At 40.2% G+C, this 21,292-nt stretch carries 21 protein-coding genes and 1 riboswitch; of the genes, 16 read left to right on the top strand and 5 right to left on the bottom strand.

Annotation, left to right across the window (positions count from 1 at the left end):
* The first annotated feature begins 96 nt into the window (after positions 1–96).
* The 3 genes from AA0X95_RS24995 (at position 97) to AA0X95_RS24985 (ending at position 3,039) form a co-directional block, all read left to right on the top strand.
* The gene (locus tag AA0X95_RS24995) at positions 97–1,230 is read left to right on the top strand and encodes a DEAD/DEAH box helicase (RefSeq protein WP_413302913.1); all 1,134 of its coding nucleotides are present in this window, start codon (positions 97–99) and stop codon (positions 1,228–1,230) included.
* A gap of 141 nt (positions 1,231–1,371) precedes the next feature.
* Positions 1,372–2,835 carry an amidase family protein gene (locus AA0X95_RS24990; protein WP_413302910.1) on the top strand — a complete coding sequence of 488 codons (1,464 nt, stop codon included), beginning with the start codon at positions 1,372–1,374 and terminating at the stop codon, positions 2,833–2,835.
* A 69-nt stretch (positions 2,836–2,904) separates the two neighbouring features.
* On the top strand, positions 2,905–3,039 hold the full coding sequence (locus tag AA0X95_RS24985; protein ID WP_413302907.1) for a hypothetical protein: 135 nt from the start codon (positions 2,905–2,907) through the stop codon (positions 3,037–3,039).
* Between the two features lie 850 nt (positions 3,040–3,889).
* On the opposite strand, the gene AA0X95_RS24980 is transcribed toward AA0X95_RS24985, so the two are convergent.
* From AA0X95_RS24980 to AA0X95_RS24970, 3 genes are all read right to left on the bottom strand, one after another.
* Positions 3,890–5,419, bottom strand: coding sequence for an FAD-dependent oxidoreductase (locus tag AA0X95_RS24980; protein ID WP_413302905.1), 1,530 nt, complete (start codon positions 5,417–5,419; stop codon positions 3,890–3,892).
* 194 nt (positions 5,420–5,613) lie between these two features.
* Positions 5,614–5,760 (bottom strand): hypothetical protein, encoded by a 147-nt coding sequence (locus tag AA0X95_RS24975; RefSeq protein WP_413302902.1) that lies wholly within the window; start codon positions 5,758–5,760, stop codon positions 5,614–5,616.
* A gap of 126 nt (positions 5,761–5,886) precedes the next feature.
* The gene (locus AA0X95_RS24970; RefSeq protein WP_413302899.1) at positions 5,887–6,261 is read right to left on the bottom strand and encodes a DUF1360 domain-containing protein; all 375 of its coding nucleotides are present in this window, start codon (positions 6,259–6,261) and stop codon (positions 5,887–5,889) included.
* A 111-nt stretch (positions 6,262–6,372) separates the two neighbouring features.
* On the opposite strand from AA0X95_RS24970, the gene safA reads away from it, so the two are divergent.
* The 12 genes from safA (at position 6,373) to AA0X95_RS24910 (ending at position 18,958) form a co-directional block, all read left to right on the top strand.
* A complete protein-coding gene (gene safA, locus AA0X95_RS24965) occupies positions 6,373–6,984 on the top strand; it encodes a SafA/ExsA family spore coat assembly protein (RefSeq protein ID WP_413302896.1) in 612 nt (203 codons plus the stop codon).
* 161 nt (positions 6,985–7,145) lie between these two features.
* Positions 7,146–7,493 (top strand): flagellar basal body rod protein, encoded by a 348-nt coding sequence (locus tag AA0X95_RS24960; protein WP_413302893.1) that lies wholly within the window; start codon positions 7,146–7,148, stop codon positions 7,491–7,493.
* A gap of 198 nt (positions 7,494–7,691) precedes the next feature.
* Complete coding sequence (locus tag AA0X95_RS24955) at positions 7,692–8,336, top strand: PspA/IM30 family protein (protein ID WP_413302891.1); 645 nt, start codon at positions 7,692–7,694, stop codon at positions 8,334–8,336.
* Positions 8,337–8,440: 104 nt separating this feature from the next.
* Complete coding sequence (gene liaF, locus AA0X95_RS24950) at positions 8,441–9,175, top strand: cell wall-active antibiotics response protein LiaF (protein ID WP_413302888.1); 735 nt, start codon at positions 8,441–8,443, stop codon at positions 9,173–9,175.
* Positions 9,172–10,221 carry a sensor histidine kinase gene (locus AA0X95_RS24945; protein WP_413302886.1) on the top strand — a complete coding sequence of 350 codons (1,050 nt, stop codon included), beginning with the start codon at positions 9,172–9,174 and terminating at the stop codon, positions 10,219–10,221. The genes liaF and AA0X95_RS24945 overlap by 4 nt, the downstream gene beginning before the upstream one ends.
* Complete coding sequence (locus AA0X95_RS24940; RefSeq protein ID WP_413302884.1) at positions 10,214–10,846, top strand: response regulator; 633 nt, start codon at positions 10,214–10,216, stop codon at positions 10,844–10,846. The genes AA0X95_RS24945 and AA0X95_RS24940 overlap by 8 nt, the downstream gene beginning before the upstream one ends.
* Positions 10,847–11,192: 346 nt before the next feature.
* Positions 11,193–12,041: an iron uptake system protein EfeO gene (efeO, locus tag AA0X95_RS24935; protein WP_413302881.1), complete on the top strand. Its 849-nt coding sequence runs from the start codon at positions 11,193–11,195 to the stop codon at positions 12,039–12,041.
* A complete protein-coding gene (efeB, locus tag AA0X95_RS24930) occupies positions 12,042–13,310 on the top strand; it encodes an iron uptake transporter deferrochelatase/peroxidase subunit (RefSeq protein WP_413302878.1) in 1,269 nt (422 codons plus the stop codon).
* Between the two features lie 30 nt (positions 13,311–13,340).
* Positions 13,341–15,107 (top strand): FTR1 family iron permease, encoded by a 1,767-nt coding sequence (locus AA0X95_RS24925; RefSeq protein WP_413302876.1) that lies wholly within the window; start codon positions 13,341–13,343, stop codon positions 15,105–15,107.
* Positions 15,108–15,219: 112 nt separating this feature from the next.
* Positions 15,220–16,551, top strand: a complete 1,332-nt coding sequence (locus tag AA0X95_RS24920) for a polysaccharide biosynthesis protein (protein WP_413302874.1) — start codon at positions 15,220–15,222, stop codon at positions 16,549–16,551.
* A gap of 100 nt (positions 16,552–16,651) precedes the next feature.
* Complete coding sequence (locus tag AA0X95_RS24915; protein WP_413302872.1) at positions 16,652–17,170, top strand: RNA polymerase sigma factor; 519 nt, start codon at positions 16,652–16,654, stop codon at positions 17,168–17,170.
* A gap of 42 nt (positions 17,171–17,212) precedes the next feature.
* The gene (locus AA0X95_RS24910) at positions 17,213–18,958 is read left to right on the top strand and encodes an aromatic amino acid hydroxylase (protein WP_413302869.1); all 1,746 of its coding nucleotides are present in this window, start codon (positions 17,213–17,215) and stop codon (positions 18,956–18,958) included.
* 430 nt (positions 18,959–19,388) lie between these two features.
* On the opposite strand, the gene AA0X95_RS24905 is transcribed toward AA0X95_RS24910, so the two are convergent.
* Together AA0X95_RS24905 and mscL are read right to left on the bottom strand one after the other, a co-directional pair.
* Positions 19,389–20,027: a Bax inhibitor-1 family protein gene (locus tag AA0X95_RS24905; RefSeq protein WP_413302866.1), complete on the bottom strand. Its 639-nt coding sequence runs from the start codon at positions 20,025–20,027 to the stop codon at positions 19,389–19,391.
* Positions 20,028–20,075: 48 nt separating this feature from the next.
* Positions 20,076–20,477, bottom strand: coding sequence for a large conductance mechanosensitive channel protein MscL (mscL, locus tag AA0X95_RS24900; protein ID WP_413302863.1), 402 nt, complete (start codon positions 20,475–20,477; stop codon positions 20,076–20,078).
* Positions 20,478–20,631: 154 nt separating this feature from the next.
* A riboswitch (PreQ1 riboswitch) is annotated at positions 20,632–20,678 on the top strand.
* A gap of 82 nt (positions 20,679–20,760) precedes the next feature.
* On the opposite strand from mscL, the gene queF reads away from it, so the two are divergent.
* Positions 20,761–21,261 (top strand): preQ(1) synthase, encoded by a 501-nt coding sequence (gene queF / locus AA0X95_RS24895; protein WP_309866633.1) that lies wholly within the window; start codon positions 20,761–20,763, stop codon positions 21,259–21,261.
* Positions 21,262–21,292 lie beyond the last annotated feature (31 nt).

Here is a 21,292-nt window from a genome sequence, read left to right as displayed (position 1 = left end):
CATTGATTGTAGACACTCCAAGGTAATTAAGATAGTATCAATACGATATATAAATACAAATAATAAGAAAAACGAGTATTAATAAAGGAGTACAATATGTTAAATACGTTAAAGCCTATTTTGCAGGAGGCATGGGAAAAATCAGGGTTTCAAACTCCGACTTCAATCCAAGAATCGGCAATTCCACTGATTTTGGAAGGAAAAGATTTAATCGCTGAGTCACCAACAGGAACAGGTAAAACACTTGCTTATTTACTACCACTGTTACATAAAATAGATACGAATGTGCAAGGACTACAAGCTGTTGTATTAGCTTCTTCACAAGAACTAGTCATGCAGGTGTATCAGGAATTTCAAAAATGGTCAGAAGGAAGCGGAATCAGGGGCACATCCATTATTGGTGGGGCAAACGTGAAACGCCAGCTGGAAAAATTAAAAAAGCGTCCCCAAGTCATCTTTGCTACACCTGGCCGTCTGCTTGAACTAATTAAACAGAAAAAGGTGAAAATGCACGAAGTGAAATTGGTTGTCCTTGATGAAGGCGATCAGTTGCTCATTCCAGAGCATTTAAACACAGTTCAAAACATTGTTAAATCAACGATGAATGACCGTCAAGTGGTTTTATTCTCTGCGACGATGAAAGCAGTAACAGAAAAATTAGCAAAGGATCTTACAAAGGATCCGGAGGTTCTACGCATTGAAAAGGATGAAATAGCTTCCTCTGGAGAGGTAGAACATATTTATTTTCTATGTGAACCAAGAGATAAAATCAAGCTTCTTGAAAAAATTGTCCGCTTAGAGAATAGCAAGTCTCTTGCGTTTATTAATGATATTGGTGAGATTCAAGTATTGAAAGAAAAATTACTTTTTAAGGAGCTTTCCATCGGCATTCTTCATAGTGACATGAAGAAACTGGAGCGTCAGGCGGCTTTAAAATCGTTCCGTGATGGTAAAATGAATATGCTTATTGCGACGGATGTAGCAGCAAGAGGACTTGATATTCAGGGAGTAACCCATGTTGTTCAGATTGATTCACCAAAGGACATTGCTCAATATGTCCACAGAGCAGGTAGAACAGGAAGAATGGGTGCAAATGGAACAGTAATCTCTCTTGTTACAGAACGAGAAGAAAGAGAGCTTAAGCGTTATTGTCGAGAGCTAAATGTTCCGCTTGAAAAGAGAGTATTTTATCAAGGCAAAATTGTTGATGAAAAACAAAGAACAAGATAGTGGGGGACAGTCCCCCACTGCGCTAAAGCGCCGGGGGACTGTCCCCAAAAAAGCGGTGGAGGCTCCACTGCTTTTTTTTGCCTCGAGAAAAGGATTTAGACCATTTATCTTGAATTGTAAAAAGAATTGGAGGGGAAGACAATGGAAAACGTAAAATTAAAACAAATGCATGATGAGTGGCTTGAGGAAGTAACCATCAGTGAAATCCAAGAGAAGTTGGATAGCGGTGAGCTTACATCAAAAGAATTGGTACTCATGTACTTACATAGAATTTCACTATATGATCAAAAGCTGCATTCGATCCTTGAAATTAATCCAGATGCTTTGCAAATTGCAGAAGCGCTGGATGCGGAGAGAAGGGAAAATGGCCCGCGCAGCCAATTACATGGAATACCCATTTTAATTAAAGATAATATTGATACTCACGACAAAATGCATACAAGTGCGGGATCTCTAGCCTTAAAGGATTCGATTGCAGTAAAGGATTCTTTTGTTGCAGAGCAGCTACGAAAAGCCGGAGCAGTTATTCTTGGAAAGACTAATATGACCGAGTGGGCTAATTTTATGTCATATGGAATGACAAGCGGCTATAGTTCAAGAGGCGGTCAGGTGCTCAATCCATATGGACCAGGAACCTTTGATGTCGGTGGCTCTAGTGCTGGATCAGGAGCTGCAATAGCGGCCAATTTTGCAGCCGCTGCAGTAGGGACGGAGACCTCCGGTTCAATCTTGAACCCATCCTGTCAAAACTCTCTTGTAGGAATTAAGCCAACAGTGGGATTAATTAGCAGAAGAGGGATTATTCCGATTGCGCATACACAGGACACCGCTGGACCGATGGCTAGGACGGTACAAGATGCGGCCATTCTGCTAAATGCCTTGTGTGGAAAGGATGAACTGGATCCTATTACGAAAACAAATCCGTTTAATCACTTTGACTTTACGGAATTCCTTTTAAAAGAAGGACTTAAAGGTAAAAGAATTGGAATTGCAGTCGATGGATTCATGGAGCTTTTAAGTAAAGAGAAGCAAGCGGTTGTGTCTTCTGCTTTAGAAGTGTTGAAAGCATCAGGAGCAGAGATTGTTGAAAATATTGAGATTCCTTCTGCAAAAGCGGAATGGAAGTATGATGTGTTAACTTATGAGTTTAAGCCAGATTTAAATGCCTATTTGAATCAGTTGCACCCTTCTGCTGGTATTCGATCACTTGCTGATCTGATTGAGTTTAATCAGAAGGATGAGGAAAAAATGCTTAAATATGGGCAAGCAGTATTGCTTGAATCAGAAGGCACGAGTGGTAGGCTAACGGAGGCTGCTTATCTTGATGCATTGGAGTTTGATCTGTATCATTCGACGAAGCAAGGGATTGATTATGCTTTAGAAAAATATGAGTTGGATGTCATCATTTTCCCTGGTGAAGAAGGGTCACATATTAGCGCAAAGGCGGGATATCCATCGATTGCTGTTCCTGCTGGATTTACAGCTGTAGGGGAACCTGTAGGCATTACGTTTGCAGGAACGGCGTATAGTGAGCCACTGTTAATTGAAGTAGCTTATACTTATGAACAGATGACAAAATGTAGAAAAGCCCCTATCCTTAAATAAGAATAAGCTGATTTGTTTTCACCCATACTATCATTGTATTTCTTATTTCTCGAAAAGGAGCTGGTAAGTGTGGGTAGACAGAAACTGGGAAATCAGAATGCAAACCGTAATAACAATCGTAAAAAGCCAATGGTTATGAGCGAGGAGCTGGTTGAGTTTACAACCGGCGAAGCGATCAAACATAACCGCCCGAATAGTAAATAAAAAGGATTTAATCATGCACACGTGATTTCATTTTTCGTGAAATCGCGTGTGCATTTTTGTTTTTACTCCCTTAAGGGTCTCGGGAGCCAAGGGGATGAAGGACAAAACCAGGTACAGACACATGGAAAATGTCCTTCATCAAGGGGATGAAGGACAAAATGAAGCACGGACACCTAGAAAATGTCTTTCATCAAGCTCATGAAGGACAAAACCAAGCGGGGACACATGAAAAATGTCCTTCATCAAGGGGATGAAGGACAAAACCAAGCACGGACACCTAGAAAATGTCCTTCATCAAGCTCATGAAGGACAAAACCAAGCGGGGACACATGAAAAATGTCCTTCATCAAGGGGATGAAGGACAAAACGAAGCACGGACACCTAGAAAATGTCCTTCATCAAGTGGATGAAGGACAAAACGAAGCACGGACACCTAGAAAATGTCCTTCATCAAGCTTATGAAGGACAAAACGAAGCACGGACACCTAGAAAATGTCCTTCATCAAGCTCATGAAGGACAAAACGAAGCACGGACACCTAGAAAATGTCCTTCATCAAGTGGATGAAGGACAAAACGAAGCACGGACACCTAGAAAATGTCCTTCATCAAGCTCATGAAGGACAAAACCAAGCGGGGACACATGGAAAATGTCCTTCATCAAGTGGATGAAGGACAAAACGAAGCACGGACACATAGAAAATGTCTTTCATCAAGCTCATGAAGGACAAAACCAAGCGGGGACACATGAAAAATGTCCTTCATCAAGGGGATGAAGGACAAAACCAAGAACGAGCACAATGAAAATGTCCTTCATCCAAACTAATAGCCACAAACTCCACTCTCTAAAACTTAACCTTTTTCAAGCAGATCCAGTGGTTTTCTTGCTGGGCCTTCGATTACATCGCCGGCATACGAGAAACGAGAACCATGGCATGGACAATCCCATGATTTTTCGGCATGATTCCATTCACATTCACACCCTAAATGAGTACAAGTAGTATCCACAATATAAAGCTTACCATTCTTATCCTTATAGGCACCTGCTCTTTTTCCTTTATACATAACAACCGCGCCTTCACCATCTTGAAGATCATCGGTAATCTTCTCAACGATTTCAAGCTTACCCTTCAAGAGATGCTTGGCAACATCAGCATTGGTTGTGAGGGCATTCGATAAATCTGGATCTGCCTGAAAGCGTGAAGGGGAGTAGAGTTCTTGGTAAGGATTGCCTCGTTGCATGACATAATCCGATAGCAATTGACCGGCAAGAATTCCCGTCGTCATACCCCACTTTTTATAACCTGTAGCTACTAATATATGTTCACGTCCAGATGTGATTTCCCCAATATATGGCAGCTTATCAAGGGTCACTAGATCCTGAGCAGACCACCGATATTCATACTCCTTAATCCCAAATACCTCTTCAGCGAATGCTTCCAATGCTTCATAATGCTTTAATGTATCGACGCCCTGACCCGTTTTGTGGTTTTCACCACCGATGATTAATAATTTCTCCCCGTTATAAGGTGTATACCGAATCGAACGAGATGGGCTGTCTGCACTAATATACATTCCACCTGGATACTCTTTATCCGTCTTCAGGCCAATGGCATACGAACGATCTGCATACATCCTTGCAAAATAAAGCCCAGGCTTATCATAAAAAGGAAAATGGGAGGCCACGATTACGTGCTTACAGCTTACTCTTTGCCCATCCTTCGTTACCACCTTAGGTTCGGAATAATCGTCTTCGATATCCTCAGCCGTTGTGTTCTCGTATACCATGCAGCCTGCCTTTACAGCTTCTTCTAGCAAAGCTTTTAGAAATTTGAGTGGGTGATACTGGGCTTGATTGCTCATCATTAGGGCTGCTGTTGTTTGAATATTAAAGGGAATAGAGTCTTTCAAAGCACCATCAATTCCCAAACTTTTGTAAGCTTCCCATTCAATTTTCAGCTTTTCTGAATACTCGTCTGTCACGGCATAAATATAGGCATCTTCTTTGCTAAAATCACAATCAATTCCTTTTTCCTGTACCGTACTTTCGACAAATTGAATAGCATCCATCTGTGATTCAAAATAATGTCTTGCCTTTTCTTTTCCAAAATGATTGATCAATTCATCATAAATCAGCCCATGCTGTGCTGTTAATTTAGCGGTGGTGTGGCCGGTTGTTCCATTTAAGACACTCCCTGCCTCTATAAGGGCAACCTTTAAACCTTCTATGGATAATAAATATGCTGTCGTAACACCGGTAATTCCGGCACCTACAATCGCTACATCCACAGAGAGGTCCTCAGTTAATTTTGGATAAGAGGGAAATTCTATTTCACGCCAAAAGGTTTTCGGGAACTTTGGTGTATTTTCAGATGAACTCATATGTATTCCTCCAGCTCGTAATAATCACATGTATAATTTTTCCTAAACTAAAAAAATCATGTAGTTAACGCAAATTTATTTTTCTAGAACGGAAAAAGAACCCTGAGAGTAACTCAGGGTCCGAAAAACAGTGTATGAGTTCAAATGATTTCAAAGAATTTCTTAATACATACCTGATTCCAGGTCAAACCAGATTAAAGGGAATCCTCATCGGAGTTAATTTTATCGATTCGGGTAGAATCCTCTGAATCGAGTGCTCCTCGTAGGAAATGAAAGAGTGTACCACCTACAAAACCAAGACAAAGGACAAAACCGATGGTTGTGACCCACCAAACAGCCATTGAAAATCCCCCTTTTTTATTGAGGCTGTCTTAGATGCAAAGGAATCGTACTCCTTTTAAGCCAGCCACTTTTCTAAAATATATGCTCAGGGGGGATTAATTTTACCAATGTTTCAAAGCTTTTATTTAGTCTTTCTTCTTTAAGTTTGAATAGTAATCAACCTTCTTAATATTGACACCCACGAAGGTCTCAATAATAGACTGACCGCCGGCAATGGAAAAGATTAATATAACGACAAAGGAAACTCTTGGAAAAAGCAAATAGGCGCCGCCAAGTAAAATGGCACTCCAAACGCCTGCACACCAATAGCATTTCAAAAGATAACCAAACATGGAAGTGGGAACTTCCTTTGTTTCCGTACCATCCTGCGTTTCTACCTTCACTTTTTTGACAAACGGTCTGCGAATAAATTCGGTAATCTTATCAAAGACAATTAAATGTGTTAAGCGGTAGCTCGCTAAAATTAACATAATATAGGTCATCCATGAAATTTCCTTCAAATCTTCATCCTCCAAAAAATCAATTTGTAACAGGCAAAATGATATATTTTTTTAGTTCCTTGTATATTTTGAGCCTGAAATCAAGATTATATATTCGGAGGAGGCGAAAAAATGAAAAAATCTTTTTGGATTAGTTTGTTGTTCTTCCTATCTCTTTTTTGTATTCCTAGCGTCTCATTTGCTCAGCAATATTACACGGTTCAGCCAGGAGACTCGCTTTGGAAAATCGCTGTTAGGTATCAGGTTGGAATCTCTGAGTTAATTGCGGCGAACCCGCAGTTTAAAAATCCTAACCTGATCTATCCTGGCCAAAAGGTGACCATCCCTAATTTCGATGCGATTAAGAGTGTAGAAAATCAAGTCATTCAATTAACCAATCAAGAACGTGCCAAAAATGGATTACCGGCAATGACGGCAGATTGGGAGCTATCAAGGGTTGCTCGCTATAAGGCAAATGATATGCGCGATAAAAACTATTTCAGCCATACGAGCCCAACCTATGGAAGCCCATTTGATATGATTAAGAACTTTGGAATTTCCTATCGTTCGGCTGCAGAAAATATAGCTGCCGGTCAAACGACACCTGCATCAGTGGTACAGTCTTGGATGAACAGTTCAGGCCACCGTGCCAACATCTTAAGCTCCAACACCCGTATTGGCGTGGGCTACGCCAAAGGCGGCTCTTACGGCTATTATTGGGTGCAAATGTTTATCTCGAAATAAGACTTAAATAATGAAAAAGGGTCAGTTTTTTAAGCGATAGGCTTAAGGGACTGACCCTTTCTACGTCTTGAGACCGATATAAAAATCAAGCTCAGGCGCAATTATGAGAACAAAAGAAAAAAGGTAAGATGAAATCAAGAAAAGAAAAGGAGTGAAACAAAATGAAGAAATTCGGTTTATTGGTAGCTGGAGGGATAGCAGCTATCATCTTACTTTCAACAATCGGTCCAATGGTGGGGTTACTTGTTAGCTTGGTGCTTCTCTACTTCATATTCAAACAATTTATAAAGGCTGAATCTACAGGAGGAAAAATTGGGCTTGGAATCATCGGTCTCATCGTCCTAGTGGCTTCCCTTCACAACGCACCAGCCATCATTGGAGTAGGAGCAGCCTATGTGCTTTACCTCGTCTATAAAAAATGGAACGGGAACAAGCACAGCATGAAAAAAGAAGAATCAGATCCATTCACCAATTTTGAAAAACAGTGGAATGAACTAAAAAATTATTAAGAATTGGAAACCATTGTTGATTTTGGTGCTCTGTTGATTGGAGCGGACGCGATTACTCCTGCGGGAGTACGGGGCAGGGGAGACCCCGCAGGAGCAAAGCGACGAGGAGGCTCCCCGGCACGCCCGCGGAAAGCGAAGCGCCTGGAGCGGAAAACAACAACCAATTTAAAAAAACTAAAATTTAAAGGAGAATTTAAAATGACAAACTTATTCACAAGAATTAAAAACACGATTACTGCTGATTTACATGAGGCTCTAGACAACAAGGAAAAACACAACCCAATTGCCTTACTGAATCAATACCTTCGCCAATCCGAGCAAGAAACAGAAAAGGTAAGAAAACTTTTAGAACGCCAAAATACATTAAGAGATGAATTTACAAGAGAATATCATCAAGCGATGGAATTAGCAGAAAAAAGAAAACACCAAGCGGAAGTTGCTTCAAAAGCAGGAGAAACGGAGCTATATGAATTTGCTGCTGCAGAACATCAACAATATGCTGAACGTGCAAGCCGTCTAAGTGCCTCACTCGAACAGGTAAAAGGCCAACTTGGGGAGTTAGAAAGAAAATATGAAGAGATGAAGCACAAGCTTAAGGATATGCACCTTCGCAGAATGGAATTGATGGGACGTGAAAACGTCACTCGCGCCAATCTCCGAATCAACAAAGTGCTTGATTCAAATACGTATTCCGATGCGGCTTTTTCAAAATTCAAAGACATCGAGAACTATCTCGATCGTTTGGAGAATCAAGTCAACAGCTCTTATTATCGTAATACGATTGATGCAAGAATCGCTCAACTGGAAAAAGAAATGAAATTAGAAGAAAGCAAGTCCATTTAATAACAAATATGGTATTCTAAAGAAGGCGTAGGTTTCTACGCCTTTTACCCAATAAAAAATTCGCAAGGACTACATACATAGGCATAAAAAGGGAGGGTGAGTCGATGTTTAAACATACAAAAAATGATTATTTAGGATGGCTGGTGATCATCGGTGTGGTCATTTTGTTGTTGGAGATTTTATTTTTCAACAAAGGGCTTATATTCTCCCTTTTTATCGCCAGCGTGTTTATATATTTAGGTCGGAGGAAGGCCGGGAGAAAAAAAGGAAAAATTCTTACTATAGCTGGAATTGTCATCTTTGTCATTAGTGTGTTCAATATGATGACCTTTCGATTTTTACTATTAGCCATCTTACTTCACTTTTTTATTCAATACCTACAATCAAAAAAGAATCCAAAGAAAATTTCACTGGATATTCAGACACCTGAAACATCACTGCAAGAAGAGACCATCATAAAAGTCGAACCACTGTTTGAAAATTTGTTAGTAGGTCAGCAGAAGACACCGACTGGTGTGTATGAATGGAAGGATGTTAACATCCAGACGGGGATAGGGGATACCGTTATTGACCTCAGTTACACGATGCTGCCAAAAGGGGAAACAGTGATTTTCATTCGAAACCTTATCGGCAATATTCACATCCATGTTCCATATGAAATAGATGTATGCATTAACCACTCCTGTGTGGTAGGTTCAACCATGGTGTTTGGTAACCATGAACCAAAGATATTTAATCAAGTTTTTCAATTAAAAACTCCTGGTTATGAGGAATCAGAGCAAAAGGTGAAAATCTTTACCTCACTTATTGTTGGGAATTTAGAGGTGAGCAGGATATGAGTACAACCCAGCGCCAGATAGTCTGGAGTGTCGCTTGCTCGTTTCTCATGGCCCTTATTGTTGCAGCGATTTTTACCATTGTGTTTCCATTAAACAGCTGGTCCGAATTGTGGGAACGGCATTTTATGGATATTCCATTTGTTATTTTTATTCCTGCTTTCAGCATTGTGATGGGGATTCTCTTGGGTGCGGTTTCTGGTTTATTTTGGCGGAAACAGTTTCTTGCTATTGATCATTCCCTTCATCAATTAGAGCAGGGACGAGTAATGGACGCAGAAGGGAAGCCTGCCATTGCAGAAATGCAAACCATTGCCGAGCGGATTGACAAAATTGGTAAACAAATGTCAGAGCAAGTTAAGCTGTCCCAACGGTTAGCTACTGAAAAAGTAGAAGATCAGGAAGCAAGAATTCAAGAAATGATTGAGCAGGAACGGAACCGTCTTGCTCGTGAATTACATGATTCAGTCAGTCAACAACTTTTTGCCGCATCAATGATGATGTCCGCCATTAATGAAACAAAACAAGAGGCAGAAAATGACCGCGAAGCAAAGCAGTTGAAATTGGTGGAAGAGATGATCCATCAATCCCAGCTTGAAATGCGTGCACTCCTTCTTCATTTGCGACCCGTTGCCTTAAAGAATAAAACGCTGCAAGAAGGAATTGAAGAGTTGTTAATCGAATTATCTCAAAAGGTAACAATGGATATTAATTGGAAAGTAGAAGATTTTCCGTTAGATAAAGGTGTAGAAGACCATCTTTTCCGGGTTCTGCAAGAATCCATTTCGAACACCTTGAGACACTCAAAAGCGAGCAGCTTAGAGGTCCTGATGGTCAAACGAGATGATTTTGCTATTCTTAGGATTGTAGATGATGGAATTGGTTTTGAGGTAAACGAAATGAAAGCTGGTTCTTACGGAATGCAAAATATGCATGAACGGGCACTTGAAGTAGGCGGTACGCTAAAAGTCATTAGTGTTAAAAATAAAGGGACAAGGCTGGAAGTGAAAATTCCGGTGATGGTAAATGGGGATGGTGCGTATGATTAAAGTTTTGTTTGTTGATGATCATGAAATGGTGAGAATCGGGGTTTCCTCCTATTTATCCGCGCAGCCTGACATTGAAGTGGTAGGTGAAGCGGATGATGGAAAAAAAGGAGTCGAGCTTGCACTCGAACTGCGTCCTGATATCATTTTAATGGATTTGGTTATGAAGGAAATGGACGGGATTGAGGCAACAAGGCAAATCATCGAACAATGGCCGGAAGCAAAGGTTATTATTGTTACAAGCTTTTTAGATGATGAGAAGGTGTACCCAGCCCTGGAGGCGGGAGCAACCAGCTATATGCTGAAGACTTCTAAAGCGGGCGAAATTGCCAATGCTGTTCGTGCTACATACCATGGTCAATCCGTACTTGAGCCGGAAGTCACGGGGAAAATGATGGTGAAGATGCGCCAGAAACATACTCATCTGCCACACGAAGATCTGACCAGTCGGGAATTGGAAATCCTACTGCTAATGGCAGAGGGAAAAGCCAACCAGGATATTGCCGATGAATTATTTATCGCACTTAAGACAGTCAAAACCCATGTCAGCAACATCCTAAGTAAGCTAAATGTACAAGACCGAACCCAAGCAGTGATCTATGCGTTTAAGCATTCTTTAATCAAATAAAAACGAGAAACTATCCCTACAGTGGATAGTTTTTTTGTTTTTTCAGGCTATAAATGCGTAAGTCGAGGTGACTATTGTCCGTTGAGGACAATTTTCACGGTCGATGGTAACTAGTTGAGGTGACTATTGCCTATTGAAGCAAATATTCACGGTTGATGGTAACTAGTTGACTCCACTAATTAGCCCTTGTCATTATTACCATTCACACTACAAAGCTCCTAAACAAATTTCATGAGTTTAATAGTAAGTTGAGCTTTTTTTAAAAAAGTAATTGAAAATCCTTCTCAATTACTGTTATTATATTAATAATGAAAATCATTATCATCTACCGGGAGGATTTTTACATATGAAACTATTAAAAGTATCAGGAACATTATTATTATCTAGCAGTCTGCTATTCGGATGCTCAAATACAGAGAAAACTACAACAACAGAAAAAGTAAAAGAAACAAAAAATCAAACATCAGTTGCTCTTGAAGGTGTATCAAAAGAATACCGCGAGTACGCGATCGGTGAAATCGAAGAATTTGTTAAGGCAACAGAGGCCTTTACAACTGCCGTGAAAAATGGAGAAGTAGAAAAAGCGAAGCAACTATATGCACCAGCACGGATGCACTACGAACGGGCAGAACCGATTGCAGAGGTATTTGGGGATCTCGATCCTAAAATCGATGCACGTGAAGGGGACGTACCTGATGCAGAATGGGGCGGCTACCATAAACTTGAAAAAGGTTTATGGATTGACAAGACAACAAAGGGGTATGAGCAAATCGCTGACCAACTGATGAAAGATGTAAACCTCTTACGTGCAAAGGTAGATACCGTAGAGGTGACACCTGATCTGCTAATTACCGGAGCTGTCGATCTTTTAAATGAGGTTTCCACTTCAAAAGTAACCGGGGAGGAAGACCGTTACTCTCATACGGATTTATATGATTTTGCAGCTAACGTAGAGGGGGCAGAAAAAATTTATAAGCTTCTCCAACCGGCCTTAAAGGAAAAAGATGAAGAGGTATCTAAAGAAATTCAGGATCGCTTTGATGATGTGTATGCTTTATTGAATCAGCATAAAAACGGTGAAGGCTATAAACTTTATACGGAATTAACAGAAGCGCAAGTGAAGGAACTGAGCCAAGCGATTGATGCGTTGGCAGAACCGCTATCTCAAATTGGAATGGTAACGGAGGCGTCTTAATTGACAACGAATACGACTAACAGCTTAGAGACAATAAATGAAAAAAAGGTTTCGAGACGCGATATCCTTAAAACGGCTGGAATCGGCGGGGTAGGAGTGATTCTCGGTGCATCTGGTCTTGGCGGAATCCTTTCCATCCAGGAAAGCAAGGCAGCAACTTCGGGAACAGATAAGGATATCGTCCCCTTTTATGGTAAACACCAAAGCGGAATCACGACAAAAACACAAAACCATGTGTATTTTGTTTCCTTAGATGTGACCACTTCGAAAAAAGAAGAGTTGGTCAAACTGTTTAAGGACTGGACAAAAGCGGCGGCTTTGATGACAGAAGGGAAGTCGATCGGCGAACTCACAGGGAATGAATTCTTGCCACCACAAGATACGGGGGAGGCAGCTGGATTATCAGCATCAAACTTAACCATTACCTTCGGAGTTGGACCTTCTCTTTTTCAAAAAGATAATCAAGACCGGTTTGGGTTGAAAAATAAGCAGCCGAAAGAATTAGTGGATCTCCCAAAATTTCCGCTAGATGCCTTAGAAGAAGAATGGACTGGCGGGGATTTGTGTATCCAAGCTTGTGCGGATGATTTGCAGGTAGCATTCCATGCTGTAAGAAACCTCATTCGGATTGCTAGAGGGAAAGCGATATTACGTTGGGCACAGACGGGCTTCCAGCGGACTAAACAAGCTGATGCCAAAAATGAAACACCAAGAAATTTAATGGGATTCAAGGATGGCACCATTAATCCTGATGTAAATAGTGAAAAAGAAATGAATGAGCAGGTATGGGTCCAGCCTGGTGATGGTCCTAATTGGCTGGTGAATGGCAGTTACCTTGTGGTCCGTCGAATTCAAATGTTTATCGAAGTTTGGGACCGGACCAATTTAAAGGAACAGGAAAATACATTTGGACGACATCGTGATAGTGGAGCTCCATTAGGGAAAAAAGATGAATTTGACAAAGTGGATCTTGATTCCATTCCTGCGGATTCGCATGTACGGTTATCTCTTGGGGATGGCTCAGAGCAAATTCTTCGCAGAGCCTTTTCATATTCCGATGGGATGGATAAGAAAACAGGTAGTTTTGATGCAGGATTGTTGTTCCTAGGTTATCAGCGAAAGCCAAGTAAGCAATTTATTCCTATCCAACAAAGACTAGCTAAAATGGATAAATTAAATGAATATATATCCCACCGTGGAAGTGCGATTTTTGCCTGTTTACCAGGGGCTAAAAAGGGAAGTTTTATAGGAGAGACACTATTTAACTAGTGTTTTTCCTTTTTCAAGGGAGAGAGACAAATGCAACGATTTAAGCTTATTTCCAAGCCTTTACTATTAATAGCGGTACTTTTTATAATTTTTCAAACCATCCATCCAGTCTCAGCAGCTGAGAATCATGATGAGCTTTTTGTGCTAATCGGAGATAGTTTAATGAAGGCAAAGGATGGAGAACTTGCTGTTGTTTCTAGTAATATGGAGCAATTTGCAGCCGATTGGAAGGGAATTAAGAAAGCCGATAGTAAGCAGGCTAAAAAGGTTGACCAGGAATTAAAAGAGGTTCAAAGCTTACTAGCCAAAGGCAATGTAGAAAATGAGACACTTGCAAAAAGCCTTTCGTCTCTTTCAAGTGCCGTTGTTTTGTATGACCAAGAACAAAATCCACAGGATAAAGAAAAAGCAAAAGAGCAGGTCAAGCAATTACTCCCACTTATTAGCACTATGCAGAGTTCTATTGAAAAAGGAGAGACTACCAGTTTAAAAGGTCAATACCAAAAAGTGTTGAACCAGTGGACGGCTTCTGAAAAACTCGTTCATGATGAAAGTATTGCTGCATACGGGAATATTGAAAAATATATGGCTCTCGTACGAATCGCGATTACACAAGAGCCTGCCGACCTGGAAAAAGCAAAGGAAAAACTTGAACAGTTAACTATTGAAGTGGATAACTTTTTGGCTGGAAAGACTTCAAAACAACTCCAGAGTGACGCTTCGCTAACCAACGTAGCTACTTTGTTGGATAAGGCTGAAAAGCAGATTTCTCAAAAAGATTACAAAGGTGCGAGCTCTCAGCTGAATGAGATTCTAAGCATTTGGCCAATGGTAGAAGGCGATGTTCAGACAAGGGACAGTGGGTTGTATAGTGATATCGAAACGAAGATCCCTACGGCCATCAGTCTGTTAAATTCGGAAAAGGTGAAAGCTCAAAAAGCTACTGATATCATTAAAAAAATCAGTGACCGACTTGCCCCTTTACTTAGTAAAACGAATTACACATTATGGGATGCAGCCTTGATTATTTTACGAGAAGGTTTAGAAGGGTTACTCGTTGTTGCTACGTTAATTGCCTTCTTGAAAAAGATGGGACAGTCTTCAAAACAGAAATGGATTTGGTCTGGGGTTGTTGCAGGGATTTTAGCTAGTGCGGTTTTAGCGATTATCATCAACATCGTCTTTTCACAAATTGTCGCGGCATCAAGCAGGGAATATATTGAGGGATTAACCGGTGTGGTTGCGGTTGTGATGATGCTGACAGTAGGGGCTTGGCTACACAATAAATCGAGTATTGGAAATTGGAACAAGTACATCAATCAACAAATGCATCAGGCGATCGCCAAAGGGAGTCTTCTCTCGTTTTCCTTCATAAGTTTTTTATCCGTCTTTCGTGAAGGTGCAGAGACGATTATCTTCTATACAGGAATTACTCCCTATATAAGTTTAATGCAGCTTATAAGCGGAGTCTTGTTAGCGATTGTTATTTTAGTCATTGTCGGCTTTGTGATTATCAAGTACAGTGTGAAGATTCCAATTCGACTTTTCTTTAAAACGGCCACGATTTTAATCTACTTTTTGGCTTTTAAAATTCTTGGAATCAGTATTCATGCCTTGCAAATATCTAATGTGATTCCAACAAGTACGGTTGAAGGATTCCCATTTGTGGATTGGATTGGACTTTATCCAACTTGGGAAACAACTATATCTCAAGTAGTTTTACTTGTTGTGATTATGTTAATAGTGTTTTTTATGAAAAAAAGAGAAGGAAAACAGATGGTTTCTGCAGAAGTTTAAAAGGGCACTCATAAGCCCTTTTTTTCGTTAGCTGAAAAAAATTCTCCTACTAATCTTACAACTTGTCTCATAGGTTATTAAAAGTAAGATTGGGTCAAAGGGGAGTCGATGTATGGCTATTTACTATAGAGGGATCTTATTTTTGGCAGCTTCCGCCTTCTTGGGGGAAGGGATTGAAATACTAGTGAATATGATTCTAGCACGAGAGCTGGGATCACATGGGTTAGGGCTTTATATGTCCATCCTGCCTTCCATCTTTTTAATCGTTTTACTATCAAGCTTTGAACTTCAGGTATCGATTTCTAAGTTTATTGCTGAAAGAGAAGAGCGCTACCATCGGAATATTTTGCATCATGCGATTACCATAACAGTTGTGTTTACCAGTATTCTTTTTTTGCTAACAGCGGCCGTTCTTCCGTTTATTCCAGTCTTTAATGCCTATCATCCTTATATTCGTTGGCTGGTGATGATTCTTATTCCTGTTATTGCGTTTACTAGCGTTGCCAGAGGCTATTTTATGGGTAAACAGCAGATGGGAAGAATCGCCATCTCTAACTTTATAAGAAAAATTATCCAACTTGTTGGATTGTTTATCCTCTTCCGTTTGTTTGAATTTGATCCACAGGAATCACTGTTAATTGCGATTGGTACTTTGATTGGCAGTGAGATTGTCGTCTTTCTTTACCTAGTCTACTTGTTTATTATTCAATTCCAACAATTGAAGCGCCAGCCTTTTTCCAACATCAATCGCAAAGTGGTACGGAAGAATCTAATGGCCGTTTCCGTCCCTACGACAGGACTTCGGTTGTTTTCTGCTTTCACCGGTGCGATTCAACCATTTATCATCAAGGCCGCATTGGTACACTCAGGAATGACTGATGTACTGGCAACCGAACAATTTGGGATGTTAATGGGTGTAGCTGTATCAATCGGATTTTTTCCGGCCTTTATTGCCCATTCTTTAATGATTGTCCTGATTCCAGCCGTGTCAAAAACCCATTCACAAAAGGATTATCCTACTCTACAAAAAATGTTGCAACAAGTGATGAAGCTTACTTTTATCTATGGAGTCGCAGCAGTAACCATTTTTTATTTTTTTGCTCCTGAATTAACATCATTATTTTTTAAATCAGATACATCGGCTGTATTTTTGCAATTACTCTGGCCGTATTTCTTATTTCACTTTTTTATCATGCCAATGCAAGCCTTTATGATCGGTCTTGATATGATTAAAGATGCCTTTATACACATCGTTTGGTCGATTGTCATCTCCTTTGGGCTCATCTTATGGCTTGGTTCCTCGCCGGATTGGCGAATGAATGGAGTGATTATAGGAATGAATACAGGCTCCGTTCTACTGGCACTGATGCATTATTTAACCATCTGTAAAAAAATTGGCGTCTCACTTTTTATGAAGGCGGGGGACAGTCCCCCGTTGCGCTAAAGCGCCGGGGGACTGTCCCCACAAAGAAAGTGTAGGGGTCAGGTCTGTCCATTCCGTCTATTAATATAGAAAGTTTTTTTGTTTGGAGGGAATGGTTGAAATGAAACAGCAATTAGTGAATTCGTTTGAGGAATTAGTTAATGAATATGGAAAAACCATCTATAAATATATTTTCTCGTTAGTCAAACATAAGGAACTAGCGGAGGATCTATATCAGGAAGTATTACTCTCTGCCTATTTAGCATATCCTTCAATTAAGGAGCAAGGTAAATATAAAAGTTGGTTATATACGATTGCAATTAATAAATGCCGGGATTATTGGCGTAAGGAAAATAAGTCAAAGCATTTTTGGAAGGAAGAAGTGTATTCGTATTCTGTCTCATTCGAATCTCCCTACATTCCAGAAGAGGAAGTCCTACATAATTTTTCTGCTAAGCAAATGGCGGAAAAGATAAACCTGTTACCCGAAATTTATCGCTATCCTATTTATCTTTATTACTATCAAGATCTGTCTCTATTAGAAATTGCGAAAAAAAGTAATCTTCCTATGTCTACTGTAAAAACAAGAATGAAAAGAGCGAAGGAACGGCTCCGACCAAAAATGCGATCACTAGCTTAAAAGCTCCATATGTAATTATTCTTTGAAAAGGGGAAGTTTAAAATGAATGGAAAAGAAACAAAAAATATTCCTGCAAATTTACTGCCATATATTTCAAAGCAACATTACCATCGTTATACGCCAATTGAGCATGCAGTTTGGCGTTTTGTTATGAAGCAAAACCATTATTTCTTAAAGGGAATTGCCCATCCTGCTTATGTGAATGGATTAAGAGATTCAGGTATCAAGACGGAATCCATTCCAAAAGTCGAGGATATGAATACGAGTCTTTCGAAGGTTGGCTGGGGTGCGGTGACCATCGATGGACTCATTCCAGGCTCAGCTTTCTATGGATTTTTAGCCAATCGCCTCTTACCGATTGCCACTGAAATTCGAAACGTACAAAACATTGCCTATACGCCTGCACCAGATATGCTCCATGAAGCAGCTGGCCATGCGCCCATTCTTTTAGATGAATCCTACCGCGAATTTGTAAGGAAAATCGGTGAAATGGGAGCAAAGGCTCTCTCAAGTAAAGAAAAGGCCCAGGTGTTTATGGCGGTTCGTCATTTAACGATTGTGGCAGAAGACCCCAATTCTACTCCGGAGCAAGTAAAAGAGGCGGAGATGCAGGTAGCTGAAGCGCGCAGCAAGTTGAAAGGTTTATCGGAAGCAGATAAGGTATCACGATTGTTTTGGTGGACGGTGGAATACGGATTAATTGGTGAGCTCGATCACCCAATCATATACGGGGCTGGCTTGCTATCTTCGGTGGGAGAGAGCCAAAGCTGTTTGAAGGATGATGTCCGTAAAATTCCATTTTCCGTTGAAGCCTGCATAAGTACCCCGTATGATGTTACGAAACCGCAGCCACAGTTATTTGTTTGTAAAAGCTTTGATGACTTAGTCACGGCTATTGATGACTTTGCTTCGACAATGGCCTTCCGAAAAGGAGGAACTGAGAGTCTCGTTCAAGCACTGCAGACAGAAAACACGGCAACGATTTGTTTTTCCTCAGGCCTGCAAGTTACAGGAACTCTAGCTGATGTCTTAATAAATGAAAAAAAGGAAGCCGTTTATCTCAAGACGAAGGGTCCAACAGCATTAGCCTGCAAAAATCAACAACTAGATGGACATGGGAAAGAAACACATCGTAAAGGCTTTGGTACACCAATTGGTCGTTTAAAGGGAAATGTAGTCCTTGAACAATGCTCTAAGGTTGAATTAAAGGATTTGGGTATTGAGGTTGATAAGAAGGCTCAATTAACATTTGAGAGTGGAGTATTGGTTGAGGGAACGGTAAAAGAAGTTCTTTTTTCAGATTCCAAACCTGTGATCATCTCCTTTAAAGACTGCCAAGTAACCTATAAAGACCAGGTTTTGTTTGAACCAGCATGGGGAACATTCGATATGGCCGTGGGTGCAAGCATTGATTCGGTTTTTGCTGGTGCTGCAGATCCTGATGCTTATTTTGAATGGACGGAACTCGAAGAAACTAAGGAAGATGCAGAGCAGCCGAAATGGAATGAGCTAGAAAGCTTATATGAAGAGATTCGTAGCATACGTGAAGGTTCAGTTTGGAATGATCAAAGTGCATTTCATGTAGATGACGTATTAGCCATCTTAGATGACCGATATCCTAAAGAGTGGTTACTGCGCTTAGAGATTCTAGAACTTTATAAAATGCATGATGAGGGTCACCAAAATGTAAACGCTATCATGGGCGGGTTGCAAAATACTGACTGGGACTCATCAGTTAAACAAATGATTAACCGGGGATTAACTTTAATCAATTCCTTTGAAAAATAACAAGGTTTAAAAAAAGAAACATCGTGTTTTTTGTAGGGAGTAGTAGTTGGTCTACGTGCCCAAGATGTGATTGAAAAAGGGAATCGGGTAACGTAGAAGCAGTCTACGTGCCCGAAATGGGTATTGAAAAGAGAACTGGGTAACGTAGAAGCTGTCTACGTGACCGAAGAGGTGTAGGAAAAGGGGAACCGGTAACGTAAAAGCGGTCTACGTGACCGAAGAGGTGTAGGAAAAGGGGAACCGGTAACATAGAAGCAGTCTAAGTGCCCGAAATGGATACAGAAAAGGGAACTGGGTAACGTAGAAGCGGTCTACGTGCCCGAAGTGGATACGGAAAAGAAAGCCGGGTAACATAAAACCAATCTACGTGATAAACCAGGTACTAATAAAGTAAAAGGAGCTTGGATTCGATCCCAAGCTCCTTTTGCTATTAATCTTTACTTGAGAAGATCCCCAAGATACGAAGAATGCTGATAAATAGGTTAATAAAATTAAGGTACAAGTTTAAGGCCATTAATGGAACTTCTTCTGCTCTTACACCATAATGCTTCATTCGGCTGATATCGAAAAGTACATAACCGCTAAATACAAGTACGCCAATAAAGGAGTAAGCAAGCATTCCTGTTGAACTTAACGGGAAGAAAATATTAAAGATAGAGATGGCTACTAAAGCAAGCAAGGCAGCCAGCAAAAATCCACCTAAAAACGAGAAATTACGTTTTGACTTCGCAGCATAAATAGAAATACCAGTAAAAACAACGGTAGTACTTGCAAAGGCCATAACTACTACGTTTGCTCCTGATGTCGCTAGGTAATGTGCAACAATAGGATATAGCGTGATCCCTGAAATAAAGGTAAAGACATAAAGGAATGAGTACGAGATGGCTTTTTTTCGTCTAAAAAAGAATGCGGCCATAAGCATCACAAATTCTACAATCATTAATGGGATAAAGAGTCCCGGTGGTACTACAAACGCACCAGCCATCGTGCCTAAGAAAGCGATAGCAAGCGATAGAGCAAATGTCCGTAAAACGGATGGCATAAACTCAGTTGATGTTTGAGTATACAAGTTTTTCACCTCTAAATTTATTTATTAATAGAATATACGTACAAGAGGTCAAGATGTTTCATTTTTTCTTAAAAGATCTCGATCTTCTTTTAATAAATCGCGAATCTCAGCTAAGAGTTCTTCTTGGCGGTTGATTTTTTCAACAACTGCAGCAGGTTCCTCTTTCCTTTTAAAGCGATTAATGAACTTTACAAAAAGGAAAATGGAAAAGGCGATGATAAAGAAATCGACGACGTTTTGGATAAATTGTCCATACTTTAGTTCGGCTCCCCCTATTTTTACCATAAGGTTCGTAAATTTGACGCCTCCTAGGAGCAACCCTACTAACGGCATGATGACATCGGCAACGAGAGAAGAAACGATTTTTCCAAATGCTCCCCCAATAATAACCCCGACTGCTAAATCAATGACATTGCCTTTCATGGCAAATTTCTTAAATTCGTTCCACATGGCATACAACCTCCTACAATTATACTTACTACTATTGTACCTTTATAGCTTTCCCTTCTCAACTCATCCAGGGCTTCCCATAAAATGCTGATTGACAGTGGACACAAAATTCACTATAGTTACTATGAAATTAATTACATGGATACCCGAATACTGGGGAGAGGTTCATAGCAGACACCCTCTATAAAAAACTATGGAAATGGAGAATTCAACCATATCCTTAGGATATGGTTTTTTATTTCTTTCTTATAGTTATAAACGGGTTATATAAGGAGGACTAACAATGGCAGAAGGAAGAACAGAAGCTGAATTAGAAGGTGTAACATTATTAGGAAACCAAGGAACAAAGTATTTATTTGAATACACGCCAGAGGTTTTAGAGGCGTTTGATAATAAACATCCAAACCGTGATTACTTTGTTAAATTCAATTTCCCTGAGTTTACAAGTCTTTGTCCGAAAACCGGTCAGCCTGACTTTGCAACGATTTATATTAGCTATATCCCAGATCAAAAAATGGTTGAAAGTAAATCCTTAAAACTTTATCTTTTCAGCTTCCGCAACCATGGAGATTTTCATGAAGACTGCATGAATATTATCATGAATGATTTAATCAAGTTAATGGATCCTCGTTATATTGAAGTATGGGGCAAATTCACACCAAGAGGCGGAATCTCCATTGACCCTTACTGCAACTATGGAAGACCAGGAACAAAATACGAGCAAATGGCCGATCACCGTATGATGAACCACGATCTATACCCAGAAAAAATTGATAACCGCTAATTTTGGGGACAGTCCCCCGATGCGTTAGTGC

Source organism: Neobacillus phoenicis, from assembly GCF_047302305.1.
GTDB lineage: Bacteria > Bacillota > Bacilli > Bacillales > Cytobacillaceae > Neobacillus.
Note: the sequence above shows the minus strand (reverse complement) of the source record. Positions and strands in the feature narration are given on the sequence as shown.